At 68.0% G+C, this 14,540-nt stretch carries 11 protein-coding genes; 7 read left to right on the top strand and 4 right to left on the bottom strand.

Going from position 1 to position 14,540, the window contains the following annotated elements:
• Positions 1 to 10: 10 nt before the first annotated feature.
• The 4 genes from yidC to rpmH are packed head-to-tail and all read right to left on the bottom strand — an operon-like array spanning position 11 to position 2,193.
• The gene (yidC, locus tag IE212_RS19985) at positions 11 to 1,288 is read right to left on the bottom strand and encodes a membrane protein insertase YidC (protein ID WP_190199252.1); all 1,278 of its coding nucleotides are present in this window, start codon (positions 1,286 to 1,288) and stop codon (positions 11 to 13) included.
• Positions 1,289 to 1,291: 3 nt separating this feature from the next.
• Positions 1,292 to 1,666, bottom strand: a complete 375-nt coding sequence (gene yidD, locus IE212_RS19980) for a membrane protein insertion efficiency factor YidD (protein WP_190199251.1) — start codon at positions 1,664 to 1,666, stop codon at positions 1,292 to 1,294.
• The gene (gene rnpA / locus IE212_RS19975) at positions 1,663 to 2,034 is read right to left on the bottom strand and encodes a ribonuclease P protein component (RefSeq protein WP_190199250.1); all 372 of its coding nucleotides are present in this window, start codon (positions 2,032 to 2,034) and stop codon (positions 1,663 to 1,665) included. The genes yidD and rnpA overlap by 4 nt, the downstream gene beginning before the upstream one ends.
• Before the next feature lie 21 nt (positions 2,035 to 2,055).
• The gene (rpmH, locus tag IE212_RS19970) at positions 2,056 to 2,193 is read right to left on the bottom strand and encodes a 50S ribosomal protein L34 (protein ID WP_003956500.1); all 138 of its coding nucleotides are present in this window, start codon (positions 2,191 to 2,193) and stop codon (positions 2,056 to 2,058) included.
• Between the two features lie 374 nt (positions 2,194 to 2,567).
• On the opposite strand from rpmH, the gene dnaA reads away from it, so the two are divergent.
• The 7 genes from dnaA to gyrA all read left to right on the top strand — a co-directional run bounded on the left by dnaA (position 2,568) and on the right by gyrA (position 14,533).
• Entirely contained in the window at positions 2,568 to 4,601 is a 2,034-nt protein-coding gene (gene dnaA / locus IE212_RS19965) for a chromosomal replication initiator protein DnaA (protein ID WP_190199249.1), read from the top strand.
• A gap of 860 nt (positions 4,602 to 5,461) precedes the next feature.
• Entirely contained in the window at positions 5,462 to 6,592 is a 1,131-nt protein-coding gene (gene dnaN / locus IE212_RS19960) for a DNA polymerase III subunit beta (protein ID WP_190199248.1), read from the top strand.
• Positions 6,593 to 6,766: 174 nt separating this feature from the next.
• On the top strand, positions 6,767 to 7,642 hold the full coding sequence (gnd, locus tag IE212_RS19955) for a phosphogluconate dehydrogenase (NAD(+)-dependent, decarboxylating) (protein ID WP_030237352.1): 876 nt from the start codon (positions 6,767 to 6,769) through the stop codon (positions 7,640 to 7,642).
• Positions 7,643 to 7,695: 53 nt separating this feature from the next.
• Positions 7,696 to 8,817: a DNA replication/repair protein RecF gene (gene recF, locus IE212_RS19950; RefSeq protein ID WP_190199247.1), complete on the top strand. Its 1,122-nt coding sequence runs from the start codon at positions 7,696 to 7,698 to the stop codon at positions 8,815 to 8,817.
• Positions 8,814 to 9,380 (top strand): DciA family protein, encoded by a 567-nt coding sequence (locus tag IE212_RS19945; RefSeq protein ID WP_190199246.1) that lies wholly within the window; start codon positions 8,814 to 8,816, stop codon positions 9,378 to 9,380. Before recF ends, IE212_RS19945 begins: the two co-directional genes overlap by 4 nt.
• Before the next feature lie 467 nt (positions 9,381 to 9,847).
• Positions 9,848 to 11,896, top strand: a complete 2,049-nt coding sequence (gene gyrB / locus IE212_RS19940) for a DNA topoisomerase (ATP-hydrolyzing) subunit B (protein ID WP_190199245.1) — start codon at positions 9,848 to 9,850, stop codon at positions 11,894 to 11,896.
• Positions 11,897 to 11,938: 42 nt separating this feature from the next.
• On the top strand, positions 11,939 to 14,533 hold the full coding sequence (gene gyrA, locus IE212_RS19935; RefSeq protein WP_190199244.1) for a DNA gyrase subunit A: 2,595 nt from the start codon (positions 11,939 to 11,941) through the stop codon (positions 14,531 to 14,533).
• Positions 14,534 to 14,540 lie beyond the last annotated feature (7 nt).

Genomic DNA, 14,540 nt, shown 5'->3' with positions numbered 1-14,540 from the left:
GGACTCCTTCTTACTTCTTGGACGGGGACTTGGGCCGCTGCGGGCCCTTGCGCTGTCCGGACTGGGCCTTGCTGCGGGTACCACCGCCGGGCTTGGCGCCGCCCTTCTGGGCAGCGGCGGCGGGCTTGGCGTCCTCGGGTTGGTCGGACTTGCTGAGCGATGTCTTCGGTTCGTGCTCACCGGCCGCCCTGGCGCCGCCGGACTGCCGCTGAGACTTGCTCTGCCGCTTGGGCTGCTGACGCTTCGGAGTGCCGGTGGTGGCCGGAGCGCCGTCCTCGGCCTGGGCGGCGGCAGCGGATTCGCTCTTGATCACGGTGCCGTCGGCCTGGGCTGCGAGACCGGCCTTGCTCAGACCGTTGATGAACTTGCGCTCGAACTCGTTGCGGTCGCGTCCCTTGGCGACGATCGCCTTGACGATGGTCCGGTCACGGCGCCGGCCGACCTTGCTGTGCTGCGTGACGTGCTTGGTCAGACGCTCCAGGTACTCGGCCTGGGCCTTGGAACCCGGCGTCGGGTTGTTGCGGATGACGTACATCTGCTGGCCCATGGTCCACACGTTGGTGGTCAGCCAGTACACGAGGACACCGACGGGGAAGTTGATGCCGAAGACGGCGAACATGACGGGGAAGACGTACATCAGCATCTTCTGCTGCTGCATGAACGGCGTCTTCACCGTGGTGTCGACGTTCTTCGTCATCAGCTGGCGCTGCGTGAAGAACTGCGACGCCGACATCAGGACGATCATGACGGCGGTGACCACGCGGACGTCGGTGAGGGAGGCACCGAGTGCTTCCACCTTCGACGCGCTGTCGGTGAACTTCGCCGCCAGCGGCGCACCGACGATGTGTGCCTTCTGCGCGCTCTGCAGCAGGTTCTCGTTGATCACGCCGATGGTGTCGTTCGACGCGATGCTGTTGAGCACGTGGTACAGGGCGAAGAAGAACGGGGACTGCGCCAGGATGGGAAGGCACGAGGACAGCGGGTTGGTGCCCGTGTCCTTGTACAGCTTCATCATCTCTTCGGACTGACGCTGCTTGTCGTTCTTGTAGCGCTCCTGGATCTTCTTCATCTCGGGCTGGAGCGTCTGCATGGCCCGAGTCGCCTTGATCTGCTTCACGAAGAGCGGGATCAGGCAGATGCGGATAAGGATCACCAGGGACACGATCGACAGGCCCCAGGCCCAGCCGGTGTCAGGGCCGAAGATGGCGCCGTACACCGTGTGGAACTGGACGATGACCCAGGAGACGGGTGTGGTGATGAAGCTGAAGAGGCTGGCAATCGTGTCCACTAATCATGCTCCTTGGGCATGGGACGGTGTCTCTGCGGCCGGGCTCGAGGGGCTGGACCGACTTGTGGGGGAAGTCTGCCCCTCGGTGGCCGGTGCGGCGGCGGAGGGCCCGCCCTTGCGTGCGCGCCACGCGTTGCGCAGCAGTTCGTGCCACCGCGGGCGCTTGCGCGGCGGGACGTGGTCCACACCGCCCAGCGACCACGGATTGCATCGCAGGATGCGCCAGGCCGTGAGTGCCGTTCCCTTGATGGCACCGTGCCGGTCGATGGCCGTGTAGCCGTAGTGGGAACACGACGGGTAGTACTTGCAGACCGGCCCCAGCAGCGGACTGATCGTCCACTGGTAGAGCTTGATCAGGGCCAGCAGCGGGTACTTCATCGCGCGCCCCCTCCCAGCAGCCGCTGGAGAGCGGCATCCAGGTCTCGGGCCAGCTGTGCGTGGTCGGCGTCGCCCGCTCCGGGCAGCGCTCGTACGACTACCAGGCTACCGGGGGGCAGCAGGGCGACTCGCTCGCGCATCAGGTGGCGAAGCCTGCGCTTCACTTTGTTGCGTACGACGGCGCCACCCACGGCCTTGCTCACGACGAAACCCGCACGCGTCGGGGGAGCGCTCTCCCCAGGCGCATGCGGGTCCGTTGCACCGCTTCGAAGGTGGACGACGAGGTGCGGGCGTCCTGCCCGACGCCCTCGCCGTACCGCGGTCGCGAAGTCCTCGCGCCGCCTCAGCCGGTTCTCGGTGGGCAGCACGACGTCATGACCTGACCGGGATCAGGCGGACAGACGGGCGCGACCCTTGCTACGGCGGGACGCGAGAATCGCGCGGCCGGCACGGGTGCGCATACGCAGCCGGAAGCCGTGGGTCTTCGCGCGACGACGGTTGTTCGGCTGGAAGGTGCGCTTGCTCACTCGGGGGCTCCAGAAGAAATCGGTAGTTGCGGGGTGCCGTCCTGGCTGTCACCGTGCGCCCACGAGTAGCTCGCAGTTACGCCCGAGTGCACCGCTTACCGATCACCCAAATGATCTGTGCCCATCGGAGGCAGGCGGCAGCAGCCATCGACAACTCGACCTGGTTACGGTACGCGCGGCTACGCCATCCGGTCAAACCAGCACCTGCCCGGAGACACTTGTCCACAGGCTGGGGACAACAACTTGAACCCTACCGGCCGCCCTGACTACCGTGACGGAACTCCGATTCCTTCCCTTGTCCCTGCGCCATCCGTCTTGGATCCCAACCCGTCCCAGAACCACACGTTCGTGGGACCTGCGAAAGAGCGTGCCCTGTGGCTGACGTACCTGCCGATCTTGCCGCAGTGTGGCCACGCGTATTGGAGCAGCTCCTCGGAGAGGGCCGCGGCCAAGGGGTCGAGGCGAAGGACGAGCACTGGATCCGCCGCTGCCAGCCGCTCGCGCTGGTCGCCGACACCGCTCTGCTCGCCGTACCCAACGAATTCGCGAAGGGCGTGCTCGAGGGCCGCCTGGCGCCCGTCGTCAGCGAGACGCTGAGCCGCGAGTGCGGCCGCCCGATCCGGATCGCGATCACTGTCGACGACTCCGCCGGCGAGCCCCCGGCCACGCCGGCGCCCTCGGCCCGCCCCCAGCCGCGCTACGAGGAGCCCGAGATCCCGGCCGCGCGCCAGGAGCGCGACGGGTACGAGCGCCAGGAGCGCGACGGGTACGAGGGATACGGCCGCCATCGCGCCGACCCACTGCCGGGAACGGCAGGAGACCAGCTCCCGCCTACGCGCGCAGATCAGCGCGGAGATCAACTGCCCAGCGCCCGCCCCGCCTACCCGTCCGAGTACCAGCGCCCCGAGCCCGGCTCCTGGCCGCGGCCGACGCACGACGACTACGGCTGGCAACAGCAGCGCCTCGGCTTCCCCGAGCGTGACCCGTACGCGTCACCGAGCCAGGACTCCTACGGCGGCCAGGACTCCTACACCCCTCAGGACTCCTACGGAACGCCGAAGCCATACGGCTCCTCAGACACCTACGGCGCACAGGACACCTACGGCTCGTCCCCCAAGGACACCTACGGGCCCCCCTCCCAGGACTACCGCCCGCAGTCCGTGGAGCGCCCCTCCTACGAGCAGCCGCGCTCCGACTACGACCCCCCACGCGCCGAGTACGACCAGCGCGACCCGGTCCGCCGCGAGCTGCCCGAGCCGCCGCCCGGCTCGGGGCACGTGCACCGCGGCGGCCCCGTCGGCCCGAACCTGCCCACCACCGGTGCGCCCGGCCCGCTGGCCGCGCAGCCCGCACCGGCGACCGGCCCCGGCGAGCCCACGGCGCGGCTGAACCCGAAGTACCTCTTCGACACCTTCGTCATCGGCGCCTCCAACCGCTTCGCGCACGCGGCCGCGGTGGCCGTGGCCGAGGCGCCGGCGAAGGCCTACAACCCCTTGTTCATCTACGGGGAGTCCGGACTCGGCAAGACGCACCTGCTGCACGCGATCGGGCACTACGCCCGCAGCCTCTACCCGGGCACGCGCGTGCGGTACGTCAGCTCGGAGGAGTTCACCAACGAGTTCATCAACTCCATCCGCGACGGCAAGGGCGACAGCTTCCGCAAGCGCTACCGCGAGATGGACATCCTCCTCGTCGACGACATCCAGTTCCTGGCGGACAAGGAGTCGACGCAGGAGGAGTTCTTCCACACCTTCAACACCCTCCACAACGCCAACAAGCAGATCGTGCTCTCCAGCGACCGGCCGCCCAAGCAGCTGGTGACGCTGGAGGACCGGCTGCGGAACCGCTTCGAGTGGGGCCTGATCACGGACGTCCAGCCGCCCGAGCTGGAGACGCGGATCGCGATCCTGCGCAAGAAGGCGGTGCAGGAACAGCTGAACGCCCCGCCGGAGGTGCTGGAGTTCATCGCCTCGCGGATCTCGCGCAACATCCGCGAGCTGGAGGGCGCGCTGATCCGGGTCACGGCGTTCGCCTCGCTCAACCGGCAGCCGGTGGACCTGGGCCTGACCGAGATCGTGCTGAAGGACCTGATCCCCGGTGGCGACGACGCGACGCCGGAGATCACCTCGACGGCCATCATGGGCGCGACCGCCGACTACTTCGGCCTCACCGTCGAGGACCTGTGCGGCAGCTCACGGGGCCGCCAGCTCGTCACGGCCCGGCAGATCGCCATGTACCTGTGCCGTGAGCTCACGGACCTGTCGCTGCCGAAGATCGGCGCACTGTTCGGCGGCCGCGACCACACGACGGTCATGCACGCGGACCGCAAGATCCGCAACCTGATGGCCGAGCGCCGCTCCATCTACAACCAGGTCACCGAGCTGACCAACCGCATCAAGAACGGCTGACGGCCACCGCGCGAGGCCGCTGAGGGCGCCCCCGGAGACCTCCTCCGGGGGCGCCCTTCGTCATGTCGCGGATGCCGGCTGTTCGATTACCTGCCGAGTTACGGCCACTCTCCACAGATTCGGTGACTTTTTCCCGTCCACATCCTGGGGACCGGGAAGTTGTCCAGACTGTGTCCACAGGCGACCTTGGTGAAAGACCATCAGACCAGGTCACAGGGGTGTGGATTCGTGGACGAAGATCTTCCACAGCCTGTGGACCAATAGTTGGTCCACAGGCTGTGCACCGAGTTGTCCACCGGCAACCCACAGGCTGTGGCCAGTTGTCCCCAGCGATCCCCAGCTTCTCCACATGACTGTCCACTGTTCGGCAACGCGACGCGCCTCCTCACCGGGTCGAGTGAAAGGCGTCACACGAAGCTGCCGGGTTGGGCTGTGGGAAAGGTGGGTAAAACTGGGGACAGCGCTGGGGAGAACTCGCCTCCCCCTGTGCACGGGGTGTGCAGAACTTTCCGTTCTCCACAGAGACCCCAGGTTGTCCACCGCCGCCACCCACAGGGCCCGTGGACAAAATTCCCGCTCTGAGCTGGGCAAACGGGGTTATCCACGGTATCCACAGGCCCTACTACTACTCCCGACTAGAGAGAGCTGGGAATTCGTTTCGAAGCGGGGCCTGTGCACAACTCGCTCTCCGGCGCCCGACCGCCCCTCGTCACGACTTGACCCCGAGAGGCACCTACTGTCAGTGCGGTGCGTCAGACTGGTCCCCGGTGTCCTCCCCCTCACAGGGACCGTCGACACCGAGACAGACGACGAAGGCCAGGCAGAGCGAGAAGCGCCGGCAACAGCAGGAGGCGGCAACAGTGAAGATCCGGGTGGAACGCGACGTACTCGCGGAGGCAGTGGCCTGGGCGGCACGCAGCCTCCCGGCCCGTCCGCCGGCGCCTGTCCTCGCCGGCCTGCTGCTGAAGGCGGAGGACGGCCAGCTGAGCCTGTCCGGCTTCGACTACGAGGTCTCCGCGCGCGTGTCCGTGGAGGCCGAGGTCGAGGAGGAGGGCACGGTGCTGGTCTCCGGCCGTCTGCTCGCCGACATCTGCCGTGCCCTCCCCAACAGGCCGGTGGAGATCTCCACAGACGGTGTACGGGCGACCGTGGTCTGCGGCTCCTCCCGGTTCACACTCCACACCCTGCCTGTGGAGGAGTACCCGGCGCTGCCACAGATGCCCAACGCCACGGGCACGGTCCCCGGCGAGGTCTTCGCCTCCGCGGCCGCCCAGGTGGCCATCGCGGCCGGCCGTGACGACACGCTGCCGGTCCTGACGGGTGTGCGGATCGAGATCGAGGGCGACACCGTCACCCTGGCGTCCACCGACCGCTACCGCTTCGCGGTGCGCGAGTTCCTGTGGAAGCCGGAGAACCCGGAGGCCTCCGCGGTCGCCCTGGTGCCGGCCAAGACGCTCCTGGACACCGCCAAGGCCCTGACCAGCGGTGACCAGGTGACCCTGGCGCTGTCCGGCTCGGGTTCGGGCGAAGGCCTGATCGGTTTCGAGGGCGCCGGCCGCCGCACCACGACCCGTCTGCTGGAGGGCGACCTCCCGAAGTACCGCACGCTGTTCCCGACGGAGTTCAACAGCGTCGCCGTCATCGAGACCGCCCCCTTCGTGGAGGCCGTCAAGCGCGTGGCCCTGGTCGCCGAGCGCAACACCCCGGTGCGGCTCAGCTTCGAGCAGGGCGTGCTGATCCTGGAGGCGGGTTCCAGTGACGACGCACAGGCTGTGGAAAGGGTCGACGCGCAGCTGGAGGGCGACGACATCTCGATCGCCTTCAACCCGACGTTCCTGCTGGACGGGCTGAGCGCCATCGACTCCCCGGTCGCCCAGCTGTCCTTCACGACGTCCACGAAGCCGGCGCTGCTCAGCGGCAAGCCGGCACTGGACGCCGAGGCGGACGAGGCCTACAAGTACCTGATCATGCCGGTGCGTCTGAGCGGCTGAGACCTGGGCGCGCGGGTCGGTTGTCCACAGGCTGAGGACAAATCCGCAGGTGAAGGGCTACGCCTGAGCGCGTATGCCCACAGATGTGCGCGAGCGTCCGGGTTTAGGCTCGGACGCGGCACGGCAGTGCCTCAACGCCACGTCGGACACCTGCACAGCTAAGGAACACAACTGATGGAGCTCGGTCTCGTCGGCCTCGGCAAGATGGGCGGCAACATGCGCGAGCGGATACGCCGCGCGGGCCACACCGTCTTCGGATACGACCGCAACCCGGACCTCGCCGATGTCCACAGTCTGCAGGAGCTTGTGGGCAAGCTCAGCGGCCCACGCGTGGTCTGGGTGATGGTCCCGGCGGGTGAGGCCACGCAGTCCACCATCGACGAGCTCGCCGAACTGCTGGAGCCCGGCGACGTCGTCGTGGACGGCGGCAACTCCCGCTGGACGGACGACGAGAAGCACGCCGAGGAGCTCGCGGCCAAGGGCATCGGTTTCGTCGACTGCGGTGTCTCCGGCGGTGTCTGGGGCCTGGAGAACGGCTACGCGCTGATGTACGGCGGTGACAAGGAGAACGTCGCCAAGGTGCAGCCGGTCTTCGACGCGCTCAAGCCGGAGGGCGACTTCGGTTCGGTGCACGCCGGCAAGGTCGGTGCGGGCCACTTCGCGAAGATGGTCCACAACGGCATCGAGTACGCGATGATGCAGGCTTATGCCGAGGGCTGGGAGCTCCTGGAGAAGGTCGACTCGGTGACCGACGTCCGGGAGGTCTTCCGCTCCTGGCAGGAGGGCACGGTCATCCGCTCCTGGCTGCTGGACCTCGCGGTCAACGCGCTCGACGAGGACGAGCACCTGGACGGGCTCCGGGGTTATGCACAGGACTCCGGTGAGGGACGCTGGACTGTGGAGGCCGCGATCGACAACGCGGTGCCGCTGCCGGCGATCACCGCGTCGCTGTTCGCGCGGTTCGCCTCCCGGCAGGAGGACTCGCCCCAGATGAAGATGATCGCGGCGCTGCGGAACCAGTTCGGCGGCCACGCGGTCGAGAAGAAGTAAGCACCACCGCAAGCAAGCAACACCCGAGGGCCTGGGAGGTCGGCGAAACGACCATGCACGTCACGCATCTGTCGCTGGCCGACTTCCGCTCGTACTCCCGGATCGAGGTCCCGCTCGAGGCGGGGGTGACGGCCTTCGTCGGCCCGAACGGGCAGGGCAAGACCAACCTGGTCGAGGCCGTGGGCTACCTCGCCACTCTGGGCAGCCACCGTGTCTCCTCGGACGCCCCCCTGGTCCGGATGGGGGCCGAGCGCGCGGTCGTCCGGGCCCAGGTCCGGCAGGGCGACCGGCAGCAGCTGGTCGAGCTCGAGCTGAACCCGGGCCGGGCCAACCGCGCCCGTATCAACAGGTCCACGCAGGTCAGACCGCGTGATGTGCTGGGGATCGTACGGACCGTGCTGTTCGCGCCGGAGGATCTCGCCCTGGTCAAGGGGGACCCCGGGGAGCGGCGGCGTTTCCTCGACGAGCTGATCACCGCACGCTCACCGCGCATGGCCGGGGTCCGTTCCGACTACGACCGGGTCCTCAAGCAGCGCAACACCTTGCTGAAGTCGGCCGCGCTGGCCCGTCGGCACGGCGGACGCTCCATGGACATGTCCACCCTCGACGTGTGGGACCAGCATCTCGCGCGCGCCGGGGCCGAGCTGCTCGCCCAGCGCCTGGACCTGATCGCCACGATCCAGCCGCTCGCCGACAAGGCGTACGAGCAGCTCGCACCCGGCGGCGGCCCGGTCGCACTGGAGTACAAGCCGTCGGCGCCCAGCGAGGCGCACACGCGCGAGGACCTGTTCGAGCAGCTGATGGCCGCGCTCGCCGAGGCCCGCAAGCAGGAGATCGAGCGGGGCGTCACGCTGGTCGGCCCGCACCGGGACGATCTGATGCTCAAGCTGGGCCAGCTGCCCGCCAAGGGCTATGCCTCGCACGGCGAGTCCTGGTCCTACGCCCTGGCGCTGCGTCTCGCCTCCTACGATCTGCTGCGCGCCGAGGGCAACGAGCCGGTGCTGGTGCTCGACGACGTCTTCGCGGAACTGGACTCCCGCCGTCGTGAGCGTCTCGCCGAGCTGGTGGCGCCCGGTGAGCAGGTCCTGGTGACGGCGGCGGTCGACGACGACGTTCCGCATGTGCTGTCGGGTGTGCGGTTCGCCGTGTCCGAGGGGACGGTGGAGCGCGTATGACGGAGAACACACCCGAGCGCGCGTCGCAGACCACCTCCGGGAAACCCCCGGCGCCCCGTTCTCCCGAACCCTCAGGCGTGGACCTCGCGCGCGTGGCGCTGCGCGCGGCGAAGGAGGCCGCACGCGCGCGTGGGGACGCGGCACAGCAGAAGAAGCAGGCGCGCCGTGGCGGACTGCGCTCCGGCGCGCGCGCCGACGGGCGCGATCCCATGGCGCTGGGATCCGCGATCAACCGGCTGATCACCGAGCGCGGCTGGGAGGCGCCGGCCGCGGTGGGCGGTGTGATGGGCCGCTGGCCGCAGATCGTCGGCGAGGACGTGGCCAAGCACTGCGTGCCGGAGAAGTACGACGAGGACGAGCGCGTCCTGAGCGTGCGCTGCGACTCGACGGCCTGGGCGACGAACCTGAGGCTGCTCGCCCCGACTCTGGTGGCCCGTCTCAACGAGGACCTGGGTCACGGCACGGTGAAGCAGATCAAGGTGCAGGGGCCCGGTGCCCCCACTCGGCGCTACGGGCCGCTGCGCGCCCCCGGCAGCACCGGCCCGGGCGACACCTACGGCTGACCGGAGCCCCTCTTCCGCGCCTGCCGGGTCGCGATCCGCACCGCTTTTCTCCCCGCTCGGCAACAAGTGACTGACATCACAAAACAGGCCGTGGGAGGTCTGTTCCGGGCCTCGGCGCCGCCCTCTTCGGACGGCTGCGGACGGTCGCTGATCACGCCCTGACTCCTAAGTAGCCAAGGGTTGACGGCCGGAAGCGCTGAGTGGCTCCGTGAGCCTCTTGGAGCCCCCATCCGCATATCGGGAGTCGGACGAGACCGGTTGAGGGCGGCACATGCGGACTCAGGTACCGGCAAACCCCCATCGGTGTCAGTGCTACCGGTAGACTGGAAGCAATCCCGCCCCACTCGCTGGGGACCGTCCGGGAAAAGCTGAGCAACGCTGATCAAGGCTTACCAACGCAACATGCCGCAGCCGCTCCGGCAACCCGCCGACGAGCCTGGCTCGTGCTGTGCCAGAAAGGGCGCTTCGTGGCCGATTCCGGCAACCCCAACGAGAACAACCCGTCCGTCGAGGCCATGGCTGGAGTCGCCGAGGCCTCAGCCACTGCTTCGTACGACGCCAGTGCCATCACCGTCCTCGAGGGTCTGGACGCGGTCCGCAAGCGACCCGGCATGTACATCGGCTCGACCGGTGAGCGAGGACTGCACCACCTCGTGTACGAGGTCGTCGACAACTCGGTCGACGAGGCGCTGGCGGGTCACGCGGACACCATCGACGTGACGATCCTCGCAGACGGCGGTGTCCGGGTCGTCGACAACGGCCGTGGTATCCCGGTCGGCATCGTCGCCTCCGAGGGCAAGCCGGCCCTCGAGGTCGTGCTGACCGTGCTGCACGCGGGCGGCAAGTTCGGCGGTGGTGGCTACGCGGTCTCCGGCGGTCTGCACGGCGTGGGTGTCTCCGTCGTGAACGCGCTGTCCTCGAAGGTCGCCGTCGAGGTGAAGACCGACGGCCACCGCTGGACGCAGGACTACAAGATGGGCGTCCCCACGGCGCCGCTCGCCAAGCACGAGGCCACCGAGGAGACCGGCACCTCGGTCACCTTCTGGGCCGACCCGGACATCTTCGAGACCACCGACTACTCCTTCGAGACGCTCTCGCGGCGCTTCCAGGAGATGGCGTTCCTCAACAAGGGCCTGCGCATCAACCTCACCGACGAGCGTGAGTCCGCGAAGGCCACCTCCGGGGCGGACGAGGCGGGCGCGGACGAGACCGCCGAGGTCAAGACGGTCAAGTACCACTACGAGGGCGGCATCGTCGACTTCGTGAAGTACCTCAACTCCCGCAAGGGCGACGCGGTGCACCCCACCGTCATCGACCTGGAGGCGGAGGACAGGGACCGGCAGCTGTCCCTCGAGATCGCCATGCAGTGGAACGGCGGTTACACCGAGGGCGTGTACTCGTTCGCCAACATCATCCACACCCACGAGGGCGGTACGCACGAAGAGGGTTTCCGGGCCGCGCTGACCTCGCTGATCAACAAGTACGCGCGCGACAAGAGGCTGCTGCGGGAGAAGGACGACAACCTCACGGGCGACGACATCCGCGAGGGCCTGACCGCGATCATCTCGGTCAAGCTGAGCGAGCCTCAGTTCGAGGGCCAGACGAAGACCAAGCTGGGCAACACCGAGGTCAAGACCTTCGTCCAGCGGGTCGTCTACGAGCACCTCACCGACTGGCTGGACCGCAACCCGAACGAGGCCGCGGACATCATCCGCAAGGGCATCCAGGCGGCCACCGCGCGTGTGGCGGCCCGTAAGGCCCGGGACCTCACCCGCCGCAAGGGCCTGCTGGAGACCGCGTCCCTGCCGGGCAAGCTCTCCGACTGCCAGTCGAACGATCCCACCAAGTGCGAGATCTTCATCGTCGAGGGTGACTCCGCCGGCGGTTCGGCCAAGTCCGGCCGCAACCCGGAGTACCAGGCGATCCTCCCGATCCGCGGCAAGATCCTGAACGTCGAGAAGGCGCGGATCGACAAGATCCTTCAGAACCAGGAGATCCAGGCGCTCATCTCGGCCTTCGGCACGGGTGTGCACGAGGACTTCGACATCGAGAAGCTCCGCTACCACAAGATCATCCTGATGGCGGACGCCGACGTCGACGGCCAGCACATCAACACCCTGCTGCTGACCTTCCTGTTCCGCTTCATGCGGCCGCTGGTCGAGGCCGGGCACGTGTACCTCTCCCGTCCGCCGCTCTACAAGATCAAGTGGGGTAAGGACGACTTCGAGTACGCCTACTCCGACCGCGAGCGCGACGCCCTGATCGAGATGGGCCGCAACGCCGGCAAGCGCATCAAGGACGACTCGGTGCAGCGCTTCAAGGGTCTCGGCGAGATGAACGCCGAGGAGCTGCGCATCACGACCATGGACCAGGAGCACCGCGTCCTCGGCCAGGTCACCCTCGACGACGCCGCCCAGGCCGACGACCTGTTCTCGGTCCTCATGGGCGAGGACGTCGAGGCCCGCCGCGCGTTCATCCAGCGCAACGCCAAGGACGTCCGCTTCCTCGACATCTGAGTCGGTCTCAGCTGACCGCACAGGGAAGGATCTTCACCAGCAATGACCGACGAGAACACTCCCGTCACGACGCCCGAGGGTGACGCCCTGGCCATGCGCGTCGAGCCCGTCGGGCTCGAGACGGAGATGCAGCGCTCGTACCTCGACTACGCGATGTCCGTCATCGTCTCGCGTGCGCTGCCCGACGTCCGCGACGGCCTCAAGCCCGTCCACCGCCGTGTGCTGTACGCCATGTACGACGGCGGCTACCGCCCCGAGCGCGGCTTCTACAAGTGCGCCCGCGTCGTCGGCGACGTGATGGGCAACTACCACCCGCACGGCGACTCCTCGATCTACGACGCGCTGGTGCGCCTCGCCCAGCCGTGGTCGATGCGCATGCCGCTCGTCGACTCCAACGGCAACTTCGGCTCCCCGGGCAACGACCCGGCCGCGGCCATGCGGTACACCGAGTGCAAGATGGCGCCGCTGTCGATGGAGATGGTCCGCGACATCGACGAGGAGACCGTCGACTTCACGGACAACTACGACGGCCGCTCCCAGGAGCCGACCGTCCTGCCGGCCCGCTTCCCGAACCTGCTGATCAACGGCTCGGCCGGTATCGCGGTCGGCATGGCGACCAACATCCCGCCGCACAACCTCCGCGAGGTCGCGGCCGGCGCCCAGTGGTACCTGGAGAACCCGGAGGCCTCGCACGAGGAGCTCCTGGACGCGCTGATCGAGCGCATCAAGGGCCCCGACTTCCCGACCGGCGCGCTGGTCGTCGGCCGCAAGGGCATCGAGGAGGCGTACCGCACCGGCCGCGGCTCCATCACGATGCGCGCGGTGATCGAGGTCGAGGAGATCCAGAACCGCCAGTGCCTGGTGGTCACGGAGCTGCCGTACCAGGTCAACCCGGACAACCTGGCCCAGAAGATCGCCGACCTGGTCAAGGACGGCAAGATCGGCGGCATCGCGGACGTCCGTGACGAGACCTCCTCGCGCACGGGCCAGCGCCTGGTCATCGTGCTGAAGCGGGACGCGGTCGCCAAGGTCGTCCTGAACAACCTCTACAAGCACACCGACCTGCAGACGAACTTCGGCGCCAACATGCTGGCGCTGGTGGACGGCGTGCCGCGCACGCTCTCGCTGGACGCGTTCATCCGCCACTGGGTGACGCACCAGATCGAGGTCATCGTCCGCCGTACGCGCTTCCGGCTGCGCAAGGCCGAGGAGCGGGCCCACATCCTGCGCGGTCTGCTGAAGGCCCTGGACGCCATCGACGAGGTCATCGCGCTGATCCGGCGCAGTGAGACCGTCGAGATCGCCCGCGGCGGCCTGATGGACCTGCTGACGATCGACGAGATCCAGGCCAACGCCATCCTCGAGATGCAGCTGCGCCGGCTGGCCGCCCTGGAGCGCCAGAAGATCGTCCAGGAGCACGACGAACTCCAGGCGAAGATCAACGAGTACAACGAGATCCTCGCCTCCCCGGTCCGCCAGCGGGGCATCGTCAGCGCCGAGCTGGCCGCGATCGTCGAGAAGTACGGCGACGACCGCAAGACCAAGCTGATCCCCTACGAGGGCGACATGTCCATCGAGGACCTGATCGCCGAAGAGGACATCGTCGTCACGGTCACCCGGGGCGGTTACATCAAGCGCACCAAGACCGACGACTACCGCGCCCAGAAGCGCGGCGGCAAGGGCGTACGCGGCACGAAGCTCAAGGAAGACGACATCGTCGACCACTTCTTCGTGTCCACCACGCACCACTGGCTGCTGTTCTTCACCAACAAGGGCCGCGTCTACCGGGTCAAGGGCTACGAGCTGCCCGACGCCGGCCGGGACGCGCGCGGCCAGCACGTCGCGAACCTGCTCGCCTTCCAGCCGGACGAGGCGATCGCCGAGATCCTGGCGATCCGCGACTACGAGGCGGTTCCGTACCTCGTGCTCGCCACCAAGGCGGGGCTGGTGAAGAAGACGCCTCTGAAGGATTACGATTCGCCGCGTTCCGGCGGTGTGATCGCGATCAATCTCCGCTCGATGGAGGATGGTTCGGACGACGAACTGATCGGAGCCGAGCTGGTTTCGTCGGACGACGATCTGCTTCTGATCAGCAAGAAGGCGCAGTCGATCAGGTTCACCGCCTCGGACGAAACCCTGCGTCCCATGGGCCGTGCCACCTCGGGCGTCAAGGGCATGAGCTTCCGTGAGGGAGACGAGCTGCTCTCGATGAATGTTGTTCGACCCGGTACGTTCGTGTTCACTGCCACAGACGGCGGGTACGCGAAGCGGACCGCGGTCGACGAGTACCGCGTCCAGGGTCGCGGCGGCCTCGGTATCAAGGCCGCCAAGATCGTCGAGGACCGCGGTTCCCTCGTCGGTGCGCTGGTGGTCGAGGAGACCGACGAGATCCTCGCCATCACGCTGTCGGGCGGTGTGATTCGTACGCGAGTCAACGAGATCAGGGAAACCGGCCGTGACACCATGGGCGTCCAACTGATCAATCTGGGCAAGCGCGATGCCGTCGTGGGCATCGCTCGCAACGCCGAGGCGGGACGCGAGGCGGAGGAGGTCGACGGCGACGTGGTCGTCGACGAGACCGCCGAGGGTGCCGCGACCACCGGCACGGACGAGGGTGAGGTGCCCTCGGCCGAGTAGGCATGAG

Source organism: Streptomyces djakartensis, from assembly GCF_014651075.1.
GTDB classification, from domain to species: Bacteria; Actinomycetota; Actinomycetes; order Streptomycetales; family Streptomycetaceae; genus Streptomyces; species Streptomyces djakartensis.
The sequence above is the reverse complement of the archived record's forward strand: the minus strand, read 5'-3'. Positions and strand labels throughout refer to the sequence as shown.

Excerpts from the sequence above, each read along its gene's own strand:
- yidD (WP_190199251.1), bottom strand. The coding sequence starts at position 1,666 with ATGAAGTACCCGCTGCTGGCCCTGATCAAGCTCTACCAGTGGACGATC.
- gnd (WP_030237352.1), top strand. The coding sequence starts at position 6,767 with ATGGAGCTCGGTCTCGTCGGCCTCGGCAAGATGGGCGGCAACATGCGC.
- recF (WP_190199247.1), top strand. The coding sequence starts at position 7,696 with ATGCACGTCACGCATCTGTCGCTGGCCGACTTCCGCTCGTACTCCCGG.
- IE212_RS19945 (WP_190199246.1), top strand. The coding sequence starts at position 8,814 with ATGACGGAGAACACACCCGAGCGCGCGTCGCAGACCACCTCCGGGAAA.
- gyrA (WP_190199244.1), top strand. The coding sequence starts at position 11,939 with ATGACCGACGAGAACACTCCCGTCACGACGCCCGAGGGTGACGCCCTG.